The organism is Psychrobacter sp. PAMC 21119 (assembly GCF_000247495.1).
Classification (GTDB): domain Bacteria; phylum Pseudomonadota; class Gammaproteobacteria; order Pseudomonadales; family Moraxellaceae; genus Psychrobacter; species Psychrobacter glaciei.
In genome coordinates this window covers 1-17,758 of record NZ_AHVZ01000024.1, presented here as the reverse complement: position 1 = coordinate 17,758, position 17,758 = coordinate 1, and the positions used below count along the sequence as shown (strand labels likewise).

Annotated in this window: 16 protein-coding genes; 9 read left to right on the top strand and 7 right to left on the bottom strand. The window is 43.3% G+C overall.

Going from position 1 to position 17,758, the window contains the following annotated elements; genetic code table 11:
* Positions 1–13: 13 nt before the first annotated feature.
* The 5 genes from prpC to RH96_RS09565 form a co-directional block, all read right to left on the bottom strand.
* Positions 14–1,153, bottom strand: coding sequence for a 2-methylcitrate synthase (gene prpC / locus RH96_RS09585; RefSeq protein ID WP_010200410.1), 1,140 nt, complete (start codon positions 1,151–1,153; stop codon positions 14–16).
* A 91-nt stretch (positions 1,154–1,244) separates the two neighbouring features.
* Positions 1,245–1,895: a DUF2059 domain-containing protein gene (locus tag RH96_RS09580; protein ID WP_010200407.1), complete on the bottom strand. Its 651-nt coding sequence runs from the start codon at positions 1,893–1,895 to the stop codon at positions 1,245–1,247.
* A gap of 101 nt (positions 1,896–1,996) precedes the next feature.
* On the bottom strand, positions 1,997–2,890 hold the full coding sequence (prpB, locus tag RH96_RS09575; RefSeq protein ID WP_010200405.1) for a methylisocitrate lyase: 894 nt from the start codon (positions 2,888–2,890) through the stop codon (positions 1,997–1,999).
* Between the two features lie 358 nt (positions 2,891–3,248).
* Positions 3,249–4,520 (bottom strand): NRAMP family divalent metal transporter, encoded by a 1,272-nt coding sequence (locus RH96_RS09570; protein WP_010200402.1) that lies wholly within the window; start codon positions 4,518–4,520, stop codon positions 3,249–3,251.
* A gap of 458 nt (positions 4,521–4,978) precedes the next feature.
* Positions 4,979–5,986, bottom strand: a complete 1,008-nt coding sequence (locus RH96_RS09565; protein ID WP_010200398.1) for a LysR family transcriptional regulator — start codon at positions 5,984–5,986, stop codon at positions 4,979–4,981.
* Between the two features lie 242 nt (positions 5,987–6,228).
* On the opposite strand from RH96_RS09565, the gene RH96_RS09560 reads away from it, so the two are divergent.
* Together RH96_RS09560 and RH96_RS09555 are read left to right on the top strand one after the other, a co-directional pair.
* A complete protein-coding gene (locus tag RH96_RS09560; protein ID WP_010200396.1) occupies positions 6,229–7,221 on the top strand; it encodes a hypothetical protein in 993 nt (330 codons plus the stop codon).
* Positions 7,222–7,357: 136 nt separating this feature from the next.
* The gene (locus RH96_RS09555; protein ID WP_141629737.1) at positions 7,358–7,558 is read left to right on the top strand and encodes a hypothetical protein; all 201 of its coding nucleotides are present in this window, start codon (positions 7,358–7,360) and stop codon (positions 7,556–7,558) included.
* 123 nt (positions 7,559–7,681) lie between these two features.
* Here RH96_RS09555 and RH96_RS09550 read toward each other — a convergent pair whose 3' ends face one another.
* Both RH96_RS09550 and RH96_RS09545 read right to left on the bottom strand, forming a co-directional pair.
* Positions 7,682–8,809, bottom strand: coding sequence for a zinc-binding dehydrogenase (locus tag RH96_RS09550; protein WP_010200391.1), 1,128 nt, complete (start codon positions 8,807–8,809; stop codon positions 7,682–7,684).
* Between the two features lie 118 nt (positions 8,810–8,927).
* Positions 8,928–9,605 carry a glutathione S-transferase family protein gene (locus tag RH96_RS09545; RefSeq protein ID WP_010200388.1) on the bottom strand — a complete coding sequence of 226 codons (678 nt, stop codon included), beginning with the start codon at positions 9,603–9,605 and terminating at the stop codon, positions 8,928–8,930.
* 580 nt (positions 9,606–10,185) lie between these two features.
* Between RH96_RS09545 and betT the strand changes: the two genes are divergently transcribed.
* The 7 genes from betT to RH96_RS09510 form a co-directional block, all read left to right on the top strand.
* A complete protein-coding gene (betT, locus tag RH96_RS09540) occupies positions 10,186–12,231 on the top strand; it encodes a choline BCCT transporter BetT (RefSeq protein ID WP_010200385.1) in 2,046 nt (681 codons plus the stop codon).
* Positions 12,232–12,420: 189 nt separating this feature from the next.
* Entirely contained in the window at positions 12,421–12,909 is a 489-nt protein-coding gene (locus RH96_RS09535; protein WP_010200383.1) for a M48 family metallopeptidase, read from the top strand.
* A gap of 327 nt (positions 12,910–13,236) precedes the next feature.
* Positions 13,237–13,659 carry a hypothetical protein gene (locus RH96_RS09530; RefSeq protein ID WP_010200380.1) on the top strand — a complete coding sequence of 141 codons (423 nt, stop codon included), beginning with the start codon at positions 13,237–13,239 and terminating at the stop codon, positions 13,657–13,659.
* A 26-nt stretch (positions 13,660–13,685) separates the two neighbouring features.
* Complete coding sequence (locus RH96_RS09525; protein ID WP_010200376.1) at positions 13,686–14,846, top strand: flavin monoamine oxidase family protein; 1,161 nt, start codon at positions 13,686–13,688, stop codon at positions 14,844–14,846.
* A gap of 323 nt (positions 14,847–15,169) precedes the next feature.
* The gene (locus RH96_RS09520) at positions 15,170–16,795 is read left to right on the top strand and encodes a long-chain-fatty-acid--CoA ligase (RefSeq protein ID WP_010200374.1); all 1,626 of its coding nucleotides are present in this window, start codon (positions 15,170–15,172) and stop codon (positions 16,793–16,795) included.
* Between the two features lie 264 nt (positions 16,796–17,059).
* Positions 17,060–17,362, top strand: a complete 303-nt coding sequence (locus RH96_RS09515) for an IS630 transposase-related protein (RefSeq protein WP_010195977.1) — start codon at positions 17,060–17,062, stop codon at positions 17,360–17,362.
* A 46-nt stretch (positions 17,363–17,408) separates the two neighbouring features.
* Positions 17,409–17,758 (top strand): transposase (locus tag RH96_RS09510; RefSeq protein ID WP_010200372.1); only part of this gene is annotated, 350 nt, incomplete at its 3' end.

Here is a 17,758-nt window from a genome sequence, read left to right as displayed (position 1 = left end):
ATTAAGTGCTAAATTAACGCGCACTCATATCTGGTACAGAACGCAACTCTTCACCCGTATATTCGGCACTTGGGCGAATGATACGGTTATTCGCACGCTGCTCAAATACATGAGATGCCCAGCCCGTCAAGCGTGAACAAACAAAGATAGGTGTGAACAGCTTGGTTGGAATACCCATGAAATGATAGGCAGACGCATGGAAAAAGTCAGCATTACAGAACAATTTCTTCTCGCGCCACATGACTTCCTCACAGCGTACTGATACGGGGTACAGCACTTCATCACCAACGTCAGCAGCCAGTTTTTCCGCCCAACCTTTAATCACGACATTGCGTGGATCTGACTCACTATAGATGGCATGACCAAAGCCCATGATTTTGTCTTTACGAGCCAGCATCCCCATCATTTCTTCTTCAGCTTCATCAGGTGAGCTAAAGCCTTCAATCATATCCATCGCGGCTTCGTTGGCACCGCCATGTAAAGGACCACGTAAGGTGCCAATTGCACCAGTGATACAAGAATGGATATCAGATAGGGTAGAGGCACAGACGCGCGCGGTAAAGGTTGAAGCGTTAAACTCGTGCTCAGCGTATAAAATAAGCGAAACGTTCATCACTTTCGTATGTAGCTCGTTTGGTTTCTCACCTTTTAGTAGATGTAAGAAATGTCCACCGATGGTTTCATCATCCGTCTCGGTTTCGATACATACATTGTCATGCGTGAAGCGATACCAATAGTTAATGATAGATGGGAAAACAGCAAGCATACGATCAGCTTGGTCGTTTTCTTCGTCGAAACTCATTTCAGTCTCAAGGTTACCGAGCATAGAGCAGCCAGTACGCAAGACATCCATCGGATGGGCATCGCTTGGGATACGCTCAAGCACGTCTTTTAGCGGCTGAGATAGACCACGTAGACCTTTTAACTTGGTTTGATACGCATCAAGCTCACTCTGCATAGGTAGGTTGCCATAAAGCAATAGATAGGCGACTTCTTCAAAGATGCATTTGTCTGCCAACTCTGACACATCGTAACCGCGATACGTCAAGCCTGAGCCTGATTTGCCAACGGTAGATAAAGCAGTCTTGCCAGCGACTTGACCGCGTAGTCCTGCGCCTGACAATACTTTTGTTGATGGGTTCTGTGCTGCCATGATTAAATTCCTTTTGTGGGTAGCTTTTTTGAATTGAAAAGGGAGTATTTCTTACCGTTAATTTATGACTTACTATATCGCTAACTGACAGCTACGTAGGCTGTTCAGGCTGTGTATCATCTAAATCGACATTGCAACGCTCAAACTCAGCTTCAATAGGCACATTTAATACTTCCATCGCGCTGCCTGCGCCTTCTGCATTGTTAATTTTCATGTACTTAACGCCAAGCGGTGATTCCATAAAGGTTTGGATTTCAGTCATTTCTTCTGGGGTAGGGTCAGCCATTGGCGTTGCAACTTCTTCACCATTCATGACGCGCAGTTGCTCATTGCCAAACGCAATCAACTTTTCCCCTACCTCTGAGGTATAAAACTTATCCAACTCTTTTAACTCAGCATCGGTGAACTGACTTTTATAGAAGCTATCGACTTCCGCTTTGCCCAAGTCTTTGTCACGCGATTCAAGGCAGCTTACTTGCTCTGCACTGAGCGCACCGCTAGTGATAATCGGAGCGAACAACAGACTGTTGACGGTATCTAGCGTAATTGTTGTCATTACCAGATCATCTTGACTGGCTGGCTGTGCAGCAGACGTATCGGCAATAGCAACGTCACTTGCATCACTGGTCGTGTCATCAGCGGTTTCTGGTGTTTTATCACAGCCTGTTGTGAATAACAAAGCGGCAAGCGTGCTGCTAAGTATTGAAGCTTTTACAACAGAATTAGAATTAAAAAATGACATAAATAACCTAAAATTAAATAAAGACGAATTTCATAGAGATAAAAACGCCCAAAGGTGATTTATCTTTACGGCGTTGCCAGGTGCTAACTATTAATGACTAACTACTTATTATCAGCGAACAAGTTATCTAGCGTTTGCTCAAATTCATGATAATTCAAGAAATCATACAGCTCCATGCGGGTTTGCATGGTATCTACAACTTTGTCTTGGGTGCCATCATTCAATAGATGCTGATAAACGTTTAATGCCGCTTTGTTCATCGCGCGAAAAGCTGATAGTGGATACAGCACCATATCAACACCAACGGCATATAATTGCTCTGTGGTATACAAATCCGTCTGACCAAACTCTGTCATGTTCGCTAGCACTGGGATATCAAGTACATCAGTAAACTTACGATACATCTCGATATCGGTTAAGGCTTCTGCAAAGATCATGTCAGCGCCCGCTTCTTGAAAGGCAACGGCGCGCTCAACGGCTGCATCAAGCCCTTCAACAGATAAGGCATCAGTACGAGCCATGATGACAAAGTCCTTATCCGTTCTGGCATCAAGAGCGGCTTTTAAGCGGTCAACCATTTCTGAGATGCTAACGATTTCTTTATTTGGGCGATGACCGCAGCGCTTTTGAGCGACTTGATCTTCGATATGTACCGCTGCCACGCCTGCTTTTTCCATTTTTCTGATGGTTTGGGCGATATTGAATGCGCCACCAAAGCCAGTATCAATATCGACAAGCAGCGGCGTATCAACCGCATCCGTAATACGGCGGGCGTCTTCTAGGACATTATCAAGGCTAGTCATACCCAAATCAGGTAAGCCGAATGAGGCATTGGCCACGCCAGCCCCAGATAGATATAAAGCCTGATGACCGACCTGCGTCGCCATCATCGCTGTATAGGCGTTGATTGCACCAGCGATCTGTAATGGTTGATTGTTATCATTTTTTTGTTTCATTGCACTGCGGAAGCGCGCGCCAGCCGATGGTGAGGTCATGTCGTAGTCCTTACGTGGAGGGATAGTGTTATCGTTGTTGTTGATTATACCCAATTAATCACCCTTGCAAAGGCTATGAATTGAATTATTATTTATTTATTTTAATAAGCAAATGTAGTATTTTTAATAATATTCATAAAGTGAATAGCATTATGCGTTTTATAACGATCTGCTTGGTTGACTATTCATTTTTCTCAAGCAATCAAAATTCTTATGACTAATTTTTTACATTTAGTTACAATTATTGGAAGCACTATCGCTTTGTCTACTTATCAGTAGCCATTAAAAAAGCCCTAATAACTCAGCTATTAGGGCTTTTATGACATACGACTAGACGCGTTAGGTTATCAGTGTTTATTTAACCAAACAGACCCGCCAAATTAGCTAGGAATAGTAGCGCAAAGCCGCCTAAGAAGATTAAGCCTGCAACTGATAGCGCATTCATGCCTGCCGATAGTTTTTGATGACTACGAACCAGCGAGTAGTTTAACCAGCCAAAGATAGGCGCGGAGACAAAAGCGGAGATCATAGCAAATTTGAGCATAGAGCCTAATTGTCCAGTAAAGAAAGTGATAATAACCAAGCCACCACCGATGGCATAGGTCGTCCAAAAAGCAATTTGTTTTTTGGTGATTTCACTTTCGCCTTTAATCAAACGCCAGCACTCTGCATTGGCGCGACCGTAGCCATCCGCACAGGTAATCGTGGTGCCAAACATGCACATGAAGGCAACGAAAGCGACTAGCAGTCTCGACCATTCACCGATGGTCGCCGTATACATATTGATCAACTGATTGATATAAGCACCGCCGACCAGCTCAATCTCTTGACCCGAGCCATATTGCACAAAAACACCAAGCGATAAAAAGAACAATGCCAAAATAGCAGAAATTGAATAACCAACATTAAAGTCCAGTAACCCTTGACGCTTGGTTGTATGGTCGGCTTTGACTTTAGCAGACGTCCACATAGAGGTAATGGCGGCAAATTCGAGCGGCGCTGGCATCCAGCCCATTAGCGCGACGATGAAACCCAAGGTCGCCAAATTCCAAGGAGAGGCAGCAACAAAGTCAACGGTCATCACTGTCGGCTTGCCAGCAGCAATAATCACGGCAGCGACGGTCGCCGTCGTCAGCGCAATCATAATCCACTTGGTCAGGCCATCGAGCAGCTTATAATGTCCTGCTATCAAAAAGAACCAAGAAACGGCAACGATGATTAACGACAACGCCATCGTTGATAACCCGAGGGAGGCGGGGAGCATAAAGCCCAATATCACTGCGGCGATCAAAGAGACTGCGCCAGTACTGATGACGGCTGATAAAATGGATAAGATAAAGTAAATCCACAGATAGGCTTTTGAGCGTTTGGCATAGCCAGCGATTAAACTCTCGCCCGTGTCATAGACATAATCTGTTGCGAAACGAAAGAACGGATACTTGAAGACATTGGCCAAAATAATCATGATTGCCAGCTGCCAGCCATATATAGCACCCGCCTGCGTTGATGAAATTAAATGCGAGCCACCAATGGCAGCCGTTGCCATTAGAATGCCGGGACCAAAGATGCGCCAACTAAAGCCTTCCTGGGCAGTAGCGCTATCAGGGTTGTTCATACGTTGTGTGGTCATAAATACCTCGAAATGGTTAAAACGGCAAATTATCACTTTCCTGTGTCAGCTTGCCAATGATCATTAGAGAATCGGTCTATCACTTGCTTAAATATAAAACGATTCATCTTGTATCGACTTTAGCACACCAATGCTACTCAGGAGAACGATTATTCTAGGGCATGCCCTCAATTCAATCGATAGGGCTCTAAATGGGCTACAAATGGTTAAATCTTGCCAAACATCGTCAAATAGTTAGGTAATATCTCGATATTATCTGCACTATTTTCCTTGTTTGACTACAATTTACCTCATTTTTATCACCATTTTTAAAATGAGGACACACCCTAGTCATTATTACTATTTGTTTGCATTGCCATTCTTTTTAGTTAGCATAATCAATCCATAATATCAAGCATTAGGATTGATTATTTTTTGGCGGTTCTTTATAACACAATATTCATTCGATAGCTGATAATTTAAGGCTCTGACACAAATTTTTGCTGCCGGTAAGTGATGCCGCGCCGCTCATAGACATGATAAATGGCGACGAGCAAATCAGGTATTCTTGGATGCACAAAATCTTTGAGGGTGTGCAGAAAAATAGGCGAGGTGACGTTTTCATGAACCAAACGTTGATAGCTGATTTGTTCGGTGCGTACCGTTTGTAGGCTGGCAGGCACTAGGGTAATACCTTCGCCCGCAGCCACCAAACCAAGTGCGACTTGCAAGTCGCTCACTGTGGTGGTCATAAATGGTGAAATACCATATTGTGCAAACAGATGTAGCAAAGGTTCGGTGATGGGCTCATTCAGCGGTGGCTGCTCATTATTAGCGTTTACCGCGCTACTTCCTGTATCAGCCGTTAATGTGCTGGCTGTCGTCAAGACTGGCAGATGCGTTTGATGATATAGAATCAAGCGGTTGTTTGCCAAATCAATCAAACGCTGCTCACGCACATGAGCCAACGGATGGGCTTTAGGAAGCGCCACCACATAACGCTCATGACGCAATAATATCTGTTGAATCCATGCATCCTGATGAGCAAAACGACCAAAACCAATGTCAATTTCACCACTTTTTAGGGCATCCATTTGCTGATAAGAGCTAATGTCCTTTAAATTGACCTCGATATCAGGATTGGATTGTTTGAGCGTTGCAATTATTTCAGGCAGTAGTCCATACAGCACTGACGGTACAAAACCGATGTTTAAGACGCTACTTGGCGCTGATAAGCGTTGCGTCATGCTGGTAACGGTATCGATCTCTGTCAGTATGGTACTGATTTTATCGTAAAAAAACGCACCCGCCTCAGTCAGATGGAGCGGTCGATGGTAGCGATCAATGAGTACCACGCCCATATCGGTCTCAAGCTGTTTGAGCAGGCGACTCAGACTTGGCTGTGACAATCCAGTTTTAGTCGCTGCTGCGCTAAAGCTACGCAAATCTGCAACAGCAATAAACGCATTGAGCTGTTTTAAATCCATATTATTGCGCCTGTTATGGTATAGGGTGTCTCTATAGAGATCGGTTTTCCATACGTATTCACCTTACTGTTTGAGAGGCTACGTATAAATATTAGTGATATCGAATAAATTATGCTTGAAGATAGTGAGGTGAGCAACTATATTGAGGGTGGGTAACATTGTTACACTTGCGCAAGAAAAATTACAATTTCATTTTAGCAGTCATTTAACGCCAGTAGAATAAACTGGCTTGGTGTTATTCTATGAACGATGAAAAAAAAGACATCGGTACTGATTTCGACGAGGAGTTGACCAAACTTGTTAATAAAAAATCGCGTAAGCTTGTCAAAAATAATATCTATGAACGCTTTATCAGTCGTGTTGACGGTACAGAAGACAACAATCAAAATGAGGGCAAGTCTGACCACTTAACGCCATGGGAAAATATACGACAATCTCCTAATTATGAGTCTTTAAGCGTAGAAGAATTGCAGTTTTTTGCCACCTCAGAGGGTAATGAGGGGATAGACATTGATATATCAGATACGACAACTACAGATGTCAGCTTTGACTTTATTAATGAAGAGAAAATCTTTGGCAACGATGAATCACTAGCAGATACGCCTCAATCATCAAATAAAGACTATCTGGATGGCTATGATTTGGATGAAAATTCAGACCTTGAACTAGACAGCCATCATGTTGAGCATACCAGTGACGATACTGATACTTTTCACCCAGCTCATAATGATGAGCAAGTTGCTGAAAATACAGTCGTTGAAAATACGGCAGAACCTGTTAACAACGCAGCAATAAAACCGCAGAGTAAGCTCGCCAGTAATAAAAAGCCTCTCATCATTGGGATTGCTATCGGGACATTATTGGCCGCTATTATTGTGTTAACCATTAATGCCAGTGGCATCTTATCTCCTTCGACAGAAGGTACAGTGTCTGGCGCCTCTGAAGAGGTGGCGAGCGATATTGAGACCAATGCCAGTAGCGATACTCAACCTAAGACTCAGGCTAAGGCAGCTAAGGCGATAACCCTCTCGAATAATCCGCCAGTGGCTGATGCTGAACCATCAGCAGTGACCAATCCCAATCAAACTGATGCGCCATCAAGTGTCGCAGCGGATAAAGAGACAGAGCAGATAGTAGAAGCAACTACCGATGGCTTGGACAACGAAGCAGCGATTACTTACGAGGATTTTAGAGAAGAGTCGCAGAGTACCCTGTATCGCGAAACCAATGATTAGTTAGGCTGGCAAGTCTCAGTCTTAACAAGGGTAATACGCGCTTTTGGCCATTATAGCGGGCGATTTTTTAATCTGTTACATGTAAAAGCTCTCTATTATCTACAAGGTGTTCTGAAATTTACATTGTGAGGTAGCTTTGAAATTTAAAGAATTAATGAATCTTTCTGCTGATCAGGCAGGAAACATAGATATTGATGAGCTGATCCTAAATCTGCCTAATACACCAATAGATGTGTTAGAGCAATTTTATCGAGATCATGGGCGTAACGAGCAGTTTCAAAAGCAATATGCTGAATTAGATATTCACAACTTAAAATGGGAGATTGTTAATCATTGAGAGAATATCCAAAGATATCAATCAATCAATAAAAAATCAGATATCATAATCGATATCTGATTTTTTATATTTCAAAGTCACTCTTTAAGTGGCTATCTTTAAGTAGCTATCTTCAGGCAAAGATCAGCTTTGAGGCGTGATTAAGTACTTCTCACCGGTCGCTTGTTTACCGTAAGCGGCGATTGATTGTAGTTTTAATGCCTCTGCCAATGACACCTCATGCGTATAGCTGCTGGCAAATGTCGTGGTGATTTCTTCTGCAACACGTTTGCGCATCGACATGACTGTCTTGGTGCCCAGTTTGCCTAGCGCATTGAACAATAAGAATCCATTAACACCCCAAGCAAAACCAAAGTTACGGTTCAATGTAATAGGGCCGCGGTTTAGTGCGCCATAAATATAAGCTTGTTTAAAAGTGTCAGACCCATAAACGCTGTATTCTTCTACATCACGAGTGATAGCAGTTTCCATACAGTTAAGAATATCGCTGCTTAACTGACCGCCGCCAATAGGGTCAAATGAGATAGTGGCACCTGTTTCGATAATCGCTGCCGTTAAATCAGCAATGAAATTGTCACTGCTTGAGTTGACCACATATTTTGTGCCCATATCACGCAGTAGCGTTTCTTGCTCATCTCTACGTACAATATTGATCAAATCAATGCCATCAGCCATACAAATACGGTTTAACATTTGACCAAGGCTAGAGGCTGCCGCTGCATGAATGATGGCTTTATGCCCTTCAGCATGCATGGTTTCAACCATCGCTAACGCAGTAAGCGGGTTCACAAAAGAAGAGGCGCCTTCTTTAGCCGTGGTGCCTTCTTTTAGTTCTAGGCAGCTCTGTACATTGACACAGTGGTATTGACGATAAGTCCCACCGCCAATCACAGCTACCGTCTTACCCATCAATGCTTGTGCGGCATCTGATGAGCCCGCTGCGACCACAGTCCCTGCGCCTTCATTGCCCACAGGCGTGGCTTTACCCACACGTGTTTTTAGCGATGGCATAAACTGGGCGGGGACATCAGCCGTGATGACTGGGTTTTCGTCGGTGCCTGATTGTACAGCTGTTGCCATATTGGCGGCGCTGAACATAACCCCCAAATCAGATGGGTTCAATGGTGCCGCTTCAATGCGCACAACGACTTCATCGGCACCAGGCTGCGGCATATCAATCTCTTGTAATGCCAATGTCAATTTGTTGTCTTCGCTGATGGTTGAAGTCAGTTGGATGTTTTTATCAGTCATAGGGTTTGCTCCTGCAAATCGTTATAGTTATTGAACCAATGACGGTATTGTATTGGCCCTATTTTTTGGTTATTGAATACAAAAGTTGTTCTGTAGTTAAGTACTTTTTAATATCAAACTAGCCAGCGTTTGCGGCTTTAATTTGGGCTGTCACATGCTGCATAAACTCTGGCATGTTTGCTAGACGACCTTCTTCTACTTGTTTGGCAGTATCAGACTCTCTCATAGCAGCATTCCACTCTTTCATACCTGAGATTTCTGCCAGCACATCCCAGTTAAGTTGGGTAGAGGCAAATGCGCTGACAATAGTATTCACATAATAAACATAGATGTCAGCCATCGTGAACTGCTCCCCTGCAATCCAAGGCGAGAATTGACACAAGCGATTCAAGGCAATAATACCGCGGCTCAATACTTGGCGTACTTCATCCTTGACAGATTCAGGGGCATCGGTGCCTGAAAAAACATAAGGGATTAGCCTACGACTTGGCAGCTCAAAATAAAGCTCTGCTATCTTCATAATTTGACGCACAGTTGCGCGTTCTGCCGAATTTTTAGGATATAACGGCTTTTCTGGGTAAGTTTCTTCTAAAAAATCACAAATAACGCTCGATTCTGACAAATCAAAGCCGTCAGGGGTTGTGATGGCAGGTACTTTGCCAACTGGGCTGACTTTCATCAACTCGTCACTACTACCGTAGACAAGGTTTTCTTGGAAGGATAGTTCTTTGAATAAAAGGGTGTGTTTCACGATATTGTAATAGTTGCTCGCAGCAAAACCATGCAAAGTAATCATAAGTCCATTTTCCATTGTTGATATAGGGTCTGTTGAACATTCAAATATTAGGACTGCTGATTGCTAAAATCGCATCAAACCTTTTATCAAATCAGGCGTAAACCGACGATAATGTCGAGACCTTAGCTAGGTTTACAACAACGTTTGGGGTGATTTTAGTATCAGCCTTTCAGGGCAGGGCTATTTTTTGCCAATACATGGCGAAATTGTCTAACCTAGAATGACTAGGCGTCAAAAATTTCACTGCGTATTGTCTAAAAAATAGCCACTGCCAGTTCCACATTTGAATGTTCAACAGACCCTAATAAGAAGGCCTTTTTATAAAGGTCTTTTTTATCCGCGCTACTGTTTTAGAAAACGAACACCATTAAAATTGATTTTTTAATGACTTACCTTGTTGCTTAAGTAATTACTGAAGTAGCCATTATGGAAGTGATCATTACTTGAGCAACAAATTTTTATTTATTGGTACTGCTTTGTGCGTCATGCAGTTATTTGTATGTTATGCGGTTATCAGTCATAAGATTATGACGGACAAAGCAATATCAGACCCTGTTTAATTTACCTATTGAGGTCTTTTATGTACAGCTCGCCATCAAAGGATGCGACGAAACCCCTGACTCTAAATAAGACGGTTTTTTTAGGCTCAGCTATTATTTCTATTTTATTGATAATCTGGACGATTGCGTTTCCAGATTATAGTGAGGCATTATTAAGTTCAAGTATGGCATGGGTATCCCAGAGCTTTGGCTGGTATTACATGCTGGTGGTTGCTGCTTATAGTATATTTGCCTTGTTTGTTGGCTTTTCTAAGTATGGCGATATCAAGCTTGGTCAAGACCACGAAAAGGCGCAATTTCCCTTTTTAGCGTGGGCCGCGATGCTGTTCTCCGCTGGTATCGGTATTGATTTATTATTCTTTGGTGCGTCTGAGCCGTTGATGCATTACCTGACGCCGCATACGGGGTTAGAGCCTGCCAGTGAGGCGGCTATGCGTGAAGCACTTGCGCAGACCTTTTTGCATTGGGGTCTGCATGGTTGGGGTATTTATGCACTGATTGGTATGGCGCTAGCGTACTTCGCTTATCGCAAAAACATGCCATTGGCGCTACGCTCGCCGTTGACACCTATCTTTGGTGAACGCTTAATCAAAGGCTGGCTTGGTGATGGTATTGATACCTTTGGTGTGGTTTGTACCTTGATGGGTATCGCGACCAGTTTGGGTATTGGTGTATTGCAAGCCAATGCGGGTTTGACTCATGTGTTTGGGATTGAATCCAGCAAAATGGTTCAAACCTTTATCATCATAGGTGTTGTCGCTGCCGCGGCGATCTCTGCGATGACTGGTGTGGAAAGAGGCGTCCGCCGTTTATCCGAATTCAACATGCTGTCTTCGATATTGCTATTAATCGCGATATTGGTAATGGGTAATACGGTTTATTTGCTGAATACCTTTACCCAAAATATTGGTCAATACTTCCAAACCATCGTTTTCAAAACTTTTGATGTTTATGCTTATGATGGTCAAGCTGGCGCTGACTGGAAATCAGGCTGGACGATATTTTTCTGGGCATGGTGGGTCGCTTGGGCACCGTTCGTAGGTCTGTTTATTGCACGTATTAGCCGTGGTCGTACCCTGCGTGAGTTCGTATTTGGTGTGATGTTTATCCCACTTGGTTTCATCTTTGCTTGGTTCTCTATCTTTGGTAATTCAGCAATAGACTTGGTTGCCAATGGTGCCACTGAGCTGGGTGAAATCGCAGTTAATGATGCGGCAATGGGCATGTTTGCCTTGTTTGAGTATTTTCCTTACAGCGAAGTGCTATCATTTGCAGGTGTTGTGATTGGGCTAGTATTCTTTGTGACTTCAGCTGACTCAGGCGCGTTAGTATTAGCAAACTTGAGCTCACGTGGTATGACCAATGATACGGATGCACCTGTTTGGTTGCGTCTGTTTTGGGCAGCAGCGACCGGTCTTATTACCTTAGGCTTATTGTTTGCTGGTGGTTTCGCCTCATTACAGTCAGTATCTGTGATTGCAGGTCTGCCATTCTCACTCATCCTTGTGCTCTATATGGTGGCGATGTGGAGATCATTAAAAGAAGAAGGCAATAAACGCAAAGCCAGTACGATTGGTACGGCTAACGTGCTCGATAGCGGTAAGAGCTGGAAAGCACGCTTGCAACGTATCGTCAGTTTCCCTAAACATGCACAAGTGGAGCAGTTCTTACAAAATGTGGTCAGACCTGCCATGACGGAAGTTGAAAAAGAGTTTGCCGCAGGCGGTCTAAAAACGTCTTTGGATATCCGTAACCCTGCACATATCGGACAAGATATAGATGAAGGTATGGATGAGAGTAGCGGTCAAATAGATGGTCTCAAATTGCGTGTTGGACATGGCGATGAAGATGACTTTATTTATGAAGTTAACTTGATCAAAGCTGAGCGTCCTAACTTTACATTGAGCACCTCAACTAAGAATGCAGAGTACTATTATCGTGCGGAAGTGTTCTTAAGTGAAGGCTCGCAAGAGTATGACTTGGTTGGCTACTCCAAAGAGCAAGTATTGGTCGATATCTTAAATCAATACGAGCGCCATTTGCAGTATCTACATTTAGGGCGTTAATGAATTCATTGGCAATCGCGTATAAAACCATCTATACGTGGTAGGTTCTAAATAAAAGTATTGTAAGAGATAACCCTATAAGTTGAATTCAACTTATGGGGTTTATTTATGAACCAATGATAGGCAGATAGTAGATATAGGGTAAAATCTATAGAGACAAGCGCCAACGACTCAGCAAAGGATAAATTTGTGACCACATTAAAGTACATCGCTCATTATTCTGAGCAAGTTCAAACACAAGCGGCATTGCTTATTAGCGATGGTAACTTGGGTGCTTATCTAGAAAAAAAGTATCCCACTCAGCACCAAATAAAAAGTGATAAGGCTCTTTATCAGTATATCAATGATATTAAAAATCAGTATATGCGCAAAGTGGGACAGCTATCGAATGTCAGCTATAGCAGCAAGTTAAAAGTTCTCAAACATGCGCTAGGTATTCATACCACCCAGTCTCGCATACAAGGTAGCAAGCTCAAATCGCACAACAGCATCACGGTGGCCAGCTTGTTTCAAGAAGCACCGCCTGAGTTTTTGCGCATGATCGTCGTGCATGAGTTGGCGCATTTTAAAGAGCATGACCATAACAAAGCTTTTTATCAATTATGCTGCCATATGGAGCCTGAATATCATCAGTTTGAGCTAGATACGCGGCTTTGGTTGCACTGGCGAGAGTTATAGCCTCAATAGCAACCCTAATAAGGTTCATAGCAATCTTAATAACAGCCATATAAATATCGTGTCCTTTTCTGTGGCAATCATCTGAGCCGCTCGCTAGGGCGTGTCCTCAATTCAATTGATCATATCTAAACGGGCTAAAAATGGCTAAATTTTGCCAAACATCGTTAAATAGCTGGTTAATATCCTGATATTATCTGCGCTATTTTCCTTGTTTGACTGCAATTTATCTCATTTTTATCACCATTTTTAAAATGAGGACACGCCCTAGAATTACGTTATAATCCTAACCAAATAATCTATACCCAAGTCAATAAAAGGTTGTAAGCAATGATCAATACCAAAATATATAAATCTATTTATAAATTGGCAGAAGAATTACTAGAGGCTGATCGTATCGGTAATCAAGAAGCATTTGATGGATTTTATGCCGACTTAAAAGCCATCTGTACCGACAATGAAAATACGGACAAAGACCATCCAGAGCAGTGGGAGACGTTGGCTGACTTTACAGAAGACTTGGACGAAGCACTGGTCATTTATGACAAAGCACTAACCAAAGCCACGGCAATCAATTCGAAAGATCATCTGTCGTCGATTGCTTTTTCTATGGCGGTGTTACAGCTTGAGACAGGTAACAAAGAAGCGGCTATTCAAAGTCTACAAAATGCCAAAATCACGGCCAATAAGATTGAAGATAAAGAGTTTAAGGTTGAGATAGATGAGATGCTGACTAAGTTATTGGCTGAATAATCTCAACTAAGTAGGAATAATTTTATATGCAAGATGTACCTATTGTGATTGTTGGCGGTGGCTTAAGCGGTCTATATGCGGCATTTTTATTAGAGCAAAAAGGCATCGACTATATATTGATAGAGGCTCGTGATAGATTGGGCGGTCGCATTGCTATTGCCAAGTCATCAGCAGATATGAATGCTAGCAGCCAAAGTGTTGATCATGAAAAATCAAACGACGGATTTGATTTAGGGCCGTCTTGGTTTTGGCCGGAGTATCAGCCACAGCTGAGCAGTCTTATCGAGGCATTAGGTTTACCACGTTTCGCTCAATTTGAAGCAGGCGACATGATGGTTGAACGTGGCGCCAGTGAGTTGCCTATCCGTGCGCCAGGCTATCAGAGCTCACCACCATCCATGCGCCTCGTGGGTGCAATGACGGCGCTAACTGATGCTTTATACGCTCGCTTAGATGCCAAGCGTATCGTTAAGGGTCAGATAGTAAGGCGCTTAACCAAGACTGGTCAGCATATTAAAATAGACAGCGAGTGTGGCTCTGAACATATCAAGGCTGGTCAGCTCATCACTTATCAAGCACAGCATGTACTACTTGCGCTACCACCTCGGTTGGCGATTAGTAATATCGTATTTGAACCTGCTTTACCGCACGATTTAGCGATGGAGTGGCAAGAGACCGTCACTTGGATGGCGCCACATGCCAAGTATGTGGCCGTTTATGATTCGCCCTTTTGGCGAGATAACGGTCTCTCGGGTGCAGCACGAAGTGCGATAGGGCCGCTCACTGAGATACATGATGCCTCATTGGTAGAGGGTGAAGGCGCTGTGTTTGGTTTCTTTGGCGTCCCTGCGCAAGTGCGCCAAAGTGTCTCAGAGATGGAGCTAAAAGCACATTGCCGCGCGCAGATGGTACGTCTATTTGGTGTGCAAGCAGGTACTCCAAAAGCTGAATATATCAAAGACTGGGCGCAAGATCCATTTACGGCGATGCCTGCTGATGCCAGTGGCGCAGGTCAGCATGCAGTAGCACCTGCTTCCAAGCCAACAACAGGTGTGTGGCAAGACAGTCTGACTGGTTGCGGTAGCGAATGGTCAGCGCAGTTTCCTGGCTATGTCGCTGGGGCTATTGACGCGGCAAACAGAGCGGTACAAAGCTTACCTGATGCTGTATTGCAGTCTGGGTCATAAACAGGTGCGGACTTTCGTTTTTTAATATGTCTTGTTGAAAGTAAGTTGAGACAGTATATTTCTAGAAAATAACGGGCAAACATAAGTGTAAATAAGCATGTTCATCCGATGAACGAACACGTAATAGGCAGTCTTGAAAGCGCTAATAAAGAGACTGATAAGGACATCTACAACGGCTACTTAATTAAGAAAAAAAGATCTATCCTTTATTTCCATCAGACGAAATTAATTTTTCTAACTGTTCAGACTGACGTATACTGATGAGGCTCCATATATAAAATATGCCCACGGACGAGCACTAAAATCACTATAAGGATATTCAGATGTTAGGAAAAATGATGTATCAGCCGCTGCTCATTAGCAGCCTCATTGAGCACGCCGCCCAATATCATGGTGATACCGCTATCTTGTCAAAAGAAGTCAATGGCGAGATGACCAAGAGTGATTGGTTGACCGTCTCCAATAACTCAAAACGTTTGGCAAATGCGCTACAAGCACTGGGACTTAAGTCATCAGAGCGCATCGCAACCTTGGCATGGAACAATCGCCGTCACCTAGAAGCGTGGTACGCAATCTCGGGTAGCGGTATGATTTGCCATACTATTAATCCCCGTTTATTCCCCGAACAGCTTGCCTACATCATTAACGATGCGGACGATCAAGCTTTATTCTTTGACATTACTTTTTTGCCACTAATTACCGCTATCAAAGAGCATATCAAAGGCATTAAGCACTTTATTTATTTGGGTGATAGAGACGAAAAAGTCTTGGAGCAGTTACCGAATGCTCTGTTCTTTGATGAGTTGCTGGCAGATAATAGCCCTGATTTTTACTGGCCGCAGTTTGATGAAAAACTTGCAAGCTCACTCTGTTATACCTCAGGAACGACAGGCAATCCCAAAGGCATTTTGTACTCTCATCGTTCCTCAGTTCTGCATGCGATGGCTTTGTGTATGCCCGATGTGTCCTCGTTGTCTGCCCAAGATGTCTTGCTACCAGTAGTGCCGATGTTCCATGTCAACGCGTGGGGCACGCCTTATGCCGCTGCCCTGACTGGCTGCTCTTTGATATTGCCCGGTCCAAATCTTGATGGTGACAGCTTAGTCGCAGTAATTGATGACTATAAAGTGACTGTGGCTTTGGGTGTGCCAACTATTTGGCAAAGTCTGCTAACCGCTGCCAAAAACAAAGGCAGTAAGCTGGACAGTATGACGCGTACAATCGTCGGCGGTGCAGCATGTCCGCCATCAATTATCAAAACCTTTAGAGAGGATTTTAACTGTGATGCGATACATGGTTGGGGCATGACTGAGACCAGTCCGCTCGGCACGATGAATCAGATAAAAGCCAAGCACAAGTCGCTCAGTAAAGAAGAAATTAATGAGCTGCGTAAATCGCAAGGTCGGCCTCCTTATGGTGTCAAGATACGTCTGATGGATACGGAACAAAAAGATAAGCCAGTTGCTGAAGATGGCGAGTCACAAGGGCGCTTGCAGATTCGTGGGCATTGGGTCATTGATGATTATTTTACTGAAAATAAAGATGCCATTACTGCAGATGGCTGGTTTGATACCGGTGATATCGCCACGATTGATGCTGACGGCTATATGAATATCCGTGACCGCTCAAAAGATTTGATCAAATCAGGAGGCGAGTGGATATCTTCTGTGGAATTAGAAAATATCGCTGTGGAGCATCCAGAGGTTAAGATGGCCGCAGCGATTGCAGCGACTCATAAGCAGTGGGGCGAGCGTCCAGTCTTAATTGTCGTCAAAGAAGCAGATGCGGCAGTAGATGAAGCGCAGATTCTTGAGTTCTATAAAGGTAAAGTGGCCAGTTGGCAAATACCTGATAAAGTCGTCTTTGTAGATAATATTGTGCTCAACGGCGCAGGGAAAATGATGAAAAATAACTTACGTGATGAGCATGGTGATGTCTTGCTTGCTTAATATAGTCAATCCACTATAAATCAGGTACGGTGGCAGGCTCGTTCAGTCTACTATTTGTAGTGCTTTAACTTGCCTTCCTTGTACCTGAATGTTCTTGAACCGACTATGGCATTAGGGTTAATTGATTCGAGGTTCGTTCAAAATTACACCGATATTCTTAATCATATTTTTGACGAAAAAGTCCGCCTATAAGCGGACTTTTTTATTTTTGATGTCAGTTTCGATATTATAGTAAAAGCAAAATAGAACAAGTACACTAATCAAATGGCATACTCAGAAGATTACAGACAAATGATACTAAGCAAGCTTGAGGAAGGTGATAGCTTTCGAGAACTTGCAGCAGAATATCAACTTAGCCCAGCGACTATACAACGTTGGAAGAAAAACCCTAAGCGCAAGCAACGTGTTTTTCGTCCCTTAAAAATTGACAACCAAAAACTGATAGAAGATGTGGCTACCTATCCTGACAGCTATCATCATGAGCGTGCTATCAGGCTTAGTTGTAGTCCAAGAGGCATTGGTATGGCCTTAAAAAGACTGGGTATTTCTCAAAAAAAAGACACTTAATCATCCAAAAGCAGATATCGAATTAAGGCGCGTATTCCTTGAGCAATTGCATCAATTTGAAGACCAAGATAGACCCGTCATCTACCTAGATGAGAGTGGCTTTAAGTCTCATGACAATAGACCTCACGGCTATTGCTACAAAGGTCAAAAGTGCTTTGGTGAATATAATTGGCAGTTAAAAAATCAGACCAATGCCATTGGTGCCATTCGTAACAACCAACTATTCGCGGTCGGGCTTTATGACTGTAGCATCGATAGCAATCTCTTTCACAGTTGGGTGACACAACTGTTAGTACCTGAACTACCCAAGAATAGTGTTATTGTCATGGACAATGCCACCTTCCACAAACGGCTTGATACCAAAGTACTTCTTGAAGAGGCAGGACATACTATTTT